Annotated in this window: 6 protein-coding genes; 5 read left to right on the forward strand and 1 reads right to left on the reverse strand. The window is 69.5% G+C overall.

Annotated features, from left to right (window positions below; genetic code table 11):
• Positions 1-502, forward strand: a 502-nt coding sequence (locus QN345_RS15795) for a DUF6264 family protein (protein WP_323508850.1), incomplete at its 5' end; no start/stop codon positions are given.
• 45 nt (positions 503-547) lie between these two features.
• On the opposite strand, the gene QN345_RS15800 is transcribed toward QN345_RS15795, so the two are convergent.
• On the reverse strand, positions 548-1,588 hold the full coding sequence (locus QN345_RS15800) for a 4-hydroxy-3-methylbut-2-enyl diphosphate reductase (RefSeq protein ID WP_134449618.1): 1,041 nt from the start codon (positions 1,586-1,588) through the stop codon (positions 548-550).
• An 89-nt stretch (positions 1,589-1,677) separates the two neighbouring features.
• Between QN345_RS15800 and xseA the strand changes: the two genes are divergently transcribed.
• From xseA to QN345_RS15820, 4 genes are read left to right on the forward strand one after another with little or no spacing between them, the layout of a single operon-like run.
• Positions 1,678-2,964, forward strand: a complete 1,287-nt coding sequence (xseA, locus tag QN345_RS15805) for an exodeoxyribonuclease VII large subunit (RefSeq protein ID WP_322140705.1) — start codon at positions 1,678-1,680, stop codon at positions 2,962-2,964.
• 1 nt (position 2,965) lies between these two features.
• Complete coding sequence (locus QN345_RS15810; RefSeq protein WP_134449494.1) at positions 2,966-3,220, forward strand: exodeoxyribonuclease VII small subunit; 255 nt, start codon at positions 2,966-2,968, stop codon at positions 3,218-3,220.
• Positions 3,217-3,879, forward strand: coding sequence for a DUF4245 domain-containing protein (locus tag QN345_RS15815; RefSeq protein ID WP_134558101.1), 663 nt, complete (start codon positions 3,217-3,219; stop codon positions 3,877-3,879). Before QN345_RS15810 ends, QN345_RS15815 begins: the two co-directional genes overlap by 4 nt.
• A gap of 23 nt (positions 3,880-3,902) precedes the next feature.
• On the forward strand, positions 3,903-4,562 hold the full coding sequence (locus tag QN345_RS15820) for a carbonic anhydrase (protein ID WP_370294599.1): 660 nt from the start codon (positions 3,903-3,905) through the stop codon (positions 4,560-4,562).
• The last annotated feature ends 58 nt before the right edge of the window (positions 4,563-4,620 follow it).

The following is a 4,620-nucleotide window of genomic DNA, read 5'->3' on the forward strand; positions in this document are numbered from 1 at the left end:
GCCCCGCTACGGGGAGCTGGCCCCTGAGGGCTGGAGCTGGGATCCGGGCGTCACAACGCCACGCTCGCCAACCGCTGGCCCGAACTCCGCTGTCTCCGCGCCGTCGCTTGGTACTCTGACCGGACCGGCCAGGCCCGATGTTCCCGCCTGGGACCGGCGGGTCACCCTCGGCCTGCTCGCGCTCGGCCTCGCCGCGACCTTCATGTCGATCGGGGTGCTCAACGCCCTCCCCGACGCCATCCAGATGCTCTACACCCAGTCCCACCTCGGTACCTACGTGCCGGACTCCTCCGTCGCCGGGCTCGTCACGGCGGGCGGAATCACCGAAGCGATCGTCTGGCTGCTCACCGCCGCCGCGGCGATCCTGCTCATCTCACGCCGCAAGCGGGCGTTCTACGTCCCGGTGATCGGCGCGGTGATCGCGCTCGTGGTGATCTTCGCCTTCATGATGGTCGTCGTGACCACCGACCCGACGCTGATCGACTTCTACAGCCAGCCGTAGGCATCCACGCGGGCGCCCCCCACCGGCGCCCCACGATGATCGGCGCTACTCGACCCGGGTCACTCGCCCGCCGAGGGCCCGTGCGTCGTTGTTGCCCGCAAGGTCCTTGCGCAGTTCCTTCGGGAGCGAGAACAGCAGGTCCTCCTCGGCGGTCTTCACTTCCTGCACGTCACCGAATCCGGCGCCGGCGAGGTCGCGCAGGAGTTCGGTCACGAGTTCCTCGGGCACGGATGCCCCGCTCGTCACTCCGACGGTCGCGACGCCGTCGAGCCACTCCTGCTTGACCTCGCTCGCGAAGTCGACCCGGTAGGCGGCGCGGGCGCCGTATTCGAGGGCGACCTCGACGAGGCGCACCGAATTGGACGAGTTCGCCGAACCGACGACGAGCACGAGGTCTGAGGCCTCGGCGATCTTCTTGATCGCCACCTGCCGGTTCTGGGTGGCGTAGCAGATGTCATCGCTCGGCGGATCCTGCAGCAGCGGGAACCGGGCGCGGAGCCGGCTCACGGTCTCCATGGTCTCGTCGACGCTGAGGGTGGTCTGCGACAGCCAGACGACCTTCTCCGGGTTGCGCACCACGATCGTGTCGGCCTCGTCCGGGCTGCCCACGAGGGTCGTGTGTTCCGGTGCCTCCCCTGCCGTGCCCTCGACCTCTTCATGTCCTTCGTGGCCGATCAGCAGGATCTCGAAATCATCGCGGGCGAAGCGCACGGCCTCGCGGTGCACCTTGGTGACGAGCGGGCAGGTCGCGTCGATCGCGCGCAGCCCCCGCGCAGCGGCCGCGCTGACGACGGCCGGCGACACTCCATGGGCGCTGAAGACGAGGTGCGAGCCGCGGGGCACCTCATCGACCTCGTCGACGAAGATGGCGCCCTGCTTCTCGAGTTCGGAGACGACGTGCACGTTGTGCACGATCTGCTTGCGCACGTAGACGGGCGCTCCGTACAGCTCGAGCGCCTTCTCGACCGCGATGACGGCCCGGTCGACACCCGCGCAGTAGCCGCGCGGGGCAGCGAGCAGCACCCGTTTCGGCCCATCCACCGGGGTATCCTTGAGGACGTTGCGTGCCCGGGGAATCCGGGGCATGCCGAGGCCGATAACGCTTGAATCCGAGCTGATAGTCACCGGCTCATTCTATGGGTGCGTGGCTGGACAGGCCGTGGGAGGAACGATTCATGACCGATGCACCACCCACCCTCGAGGCTCCGTGGCCCGTCGCCCTGCTGGCGAACAAGATCCGCGGCTACATCGAGCGGCTCGGCACAGCCTGGGTCGAGGGTGAGATCACCCAGTGGGGCGTCAGTGGCGGCAATGTGTACGGCAAGCTCAAAGACCTCAGCGAGGACGCCACCGTCGGCTTCACCGTGTGGTCGTCCGTCAAGGCCCGGCTGAGCGACGAGTTTAAGCAGGGCGACCGCGTCATCGCCCTGGTCAAGCCGAATTACTGGGTCAAGGGCGGCACACTCACCATGCAGGTCTTCGACCTGCGCCACGTCGGCCTCGGCGACATGCTCGAACGCCTCGAGCGTCTCCGCAAGCAGCTCGCGGCCGAAGGCCTCTTCGCCGCCTCCCGCAAGAAACCGCTCCCGTTCCTGCCGCACTGCATCGGCCTCGTCACCGGCAAGGACTCCGACGCCGAGAAGGACGTCATCCGCAACGCCCAGCTGCGCTGGCCCGCCGTCGATTTCCACCTCGCGTACGCGGCCATGCAGGGCGACCGCTCGGTGGCCGAGGTCGTCGCCGCGATCCAGCGCCTCGATGCCGACCCCGACGTCGACGTCATCATCGTCGCCCGCGGCGGCGGCGACTTCCAGAACCTGCTCGGCTTCAGCGACGAACGCGTGCTCCGCGCCGCGGCGGCCTGCACCACCCCCCTGGTCAGTGCGATCGGCCACGAGGCCGACCGGCCCCTGCTCGACGAGGTCGCCGACCTCCGGGCCTCCACCCCGACGGATGCCGCCAAGCGGGTCGTTCCCGACGTCTCGGACGAGCTCAACCGCGTCCAGCAGGCCAGGGCCCGGTTGGGCACCCGGCTGACCGGAATCCTCGCCGCCGAGGTCGACCGGATCGGCCAGCTCCGGTCACGCCCCGTGCTCAGCAGCACGGCCTGGATCGTCGATTCCCGTGCCGAGGACCTCACCCGGTACGTCGCCCGGGGAACGGAGCTAGTGGAACGCGTCGTCGAGGCATCCGCCGGCGTCGTCACGGAGCTCCGCACGAGGCTCCGCACGCTGTCCCCGCAGGGCACCCTCGACCGCGGTTACGCGATCGTGCAGGTGCGGGACGGCCACGTGCTGCGTGCCGCCGCCGATGCTCCGGACGGTACCCGGCTCAGGATCACGCTCGGCGCGGGAACCCTCGCGGCCACAGCAGGCCCGTCCGCCGAGCCGGCCGCAGACCCGGCCGCGGACCCGGCAGCTGACCCGGCCACCGGGCCGAAGACGACAGCCAGGACTCAATAGAATGGACGCCATGACCGCTCCCGCCGACATCTCCACCCTGAGCTACGAGCAGGCCAGGGACGAACTCGTACGGGTCGTGAGCGCCCTCGAACAGGGCTCTTCGACCCTCGAAGAGTCCCTCGCCCTGTGGGAACGCGGCGAGGAACTCGCGAGCCGCTGTGAGGAATGGCTGATCGGAGCCAAGGCCCGCCTCGACGCCGCTCGCGCGCGCCAACTGGACTCCGCCTCCCCCTCGACCGGCCCCGGCACCGAATGACCACCACGAAGCGCCCGCCCCGGGTCGTCGCCGAGCTCGGCAGGCCTGAGACCGCCCAGGAGACGGCGGACCGCCTCGCGACGAACTCGCGGAACTACCGGTCGCGCAAGACCGTCAACAACCTGGTCCTGTCCCTCCTCGCCACCCTCGGTGCGGTCTTCGTTCTCGTCCTCCTCGTCCCGCGCAGCGACGGGCCCGTCGACCGCACCGTCGATTTCGCCGCCGTCGCGAGCCAGGTGCAGGTCGGGATCGACGAGCCGCTTGTGGTCCCTGAGCTCCCGGATGGCTGGCGGGCGAATGCCGCCCAGTGGCGTCTCGGAGGCACAGACAAGATCCCGTCCTGGTACATCGGCCTGCTGACCCCCCGCAACGAGTTCATCGGCCTCACCCAGGCCCTCGGCGCGAATCCGACCTGGATCGGGCAGCAGTTGAACGACGCCCCCGCAGCCCAGACGCTCACCCTCGCAGGAGTCACCTGGGACGTCTACCGGAACCCGGCGGCCGAGAAGGACCGCGGCAACTTCGAATACGCCCTCGTGACGAGCGCAGGGACGAGCAGCTACCTGCTCGTCGGAACGGCAGACGAAGACGAATTCGCGGCGGTCGCGACCGCGATCGCCGCCCAGATCAGTGCCAACGGACAGGCGGTGACCCAGTGACCGGACGGGGCAAAGACGTGCTCATCAGCCAGGCTGCGGCCCCGGGCGACGCCGTGGGCCCGGCAGCGGTGTGGAGCCGGCTGCAGCGCGGCAACCAGCGATTCGTGGACGGCGAGCCGCAGCATCCGCGCCAGGACGTCGACCGGCGCACCGAGCTCGCGACCGCGCAGACCCCGGCCGCGGCCCTCTTCGGGTGCAGCGACTCGCGTCTCGCCGCCGAGATCATCTTCGACATGGGCCTCGGCGACCTTTTCGTCGTGCGGAACGCCGGGCAGGTCATCTCCGATTCCGTGCTCGGCTCCCTCGAGTACGCGGTCGCCGTGCTCAAGGTCCCGCTCATCCTCGTGCTCGGCCACGACGGCTGCGGCGCGGTCCAGGCCGCCGTTGACGCGCAGGCGCCCGGGGCGGCTCCCCTGCCCGTGCACATCGGCCGGATCATTGAGAAGATCGTGCCCGCCGTGCACCGGGTGGTCGCGGCGACGGATGCGACGCTGACCGAACCCGGGAGCATCGATGCACTCATGGTCGGCAGAGAACACCTGCGCGACACCGTGACCGAGCTCCTGGAACAGTCCGAGTTGATCAGCGACGCCGTCGCAGCGGGTACATTGGCTATCGTCGGCGCCAATTACCGACTGCTCGAAGGCCGGGCCGTTCCCGACGTCGTCGTCGGCAACGTCTGATCCCACAGCCCGGGCAGTACCGTCTCCCAATCGAAAGGTCTTACACACAGTGGTGCAA

This window comes from Cryobacterium sp. 10I1, from assembly GCF_035019805.1.
In the GTDB taxonomy this organism is placed as follows: domain Bacteria; phylum Actinomycetota; class Actinomycetes; order Actinomycetales; family Microbacteriaceae; genus Cryobacterium; species Cryobacterium glucosi.

What these genes read in the sequence shown, in the direction of transcription:
- xseA (WP_322140705.1), top strand. Translation starts at nt 1,678, where the DNA reads ATGACCGATGCACCACCCACCCTCGAGGCTCCGTGGCCCGTCGCCCTG.
- QN345_RS15815 (WP_134558101.1), top strand. Translation starts at nt 3,217, where the DNA reads ATGACCACCACGAAGCGCCCGCCCCGGGTCGTCGCCGAGCTCGGCAGG.
- QN345_RS15810 (WP_134449494.1), top strand. Translation starts at nt 2,966, where the DNA reads ATGGACGCCATGACCGCTCCCGCCGACATCTCCACCCTGAGCTACGAG.
- QN345_RS15800 (WP_134449618.1), bottom strand. Translation starts at nt 1,588, where the DNA reads ATGCCCCGGATTCCCCGGGCACGCAACGTCCTCAAGGATACCCCGGTG.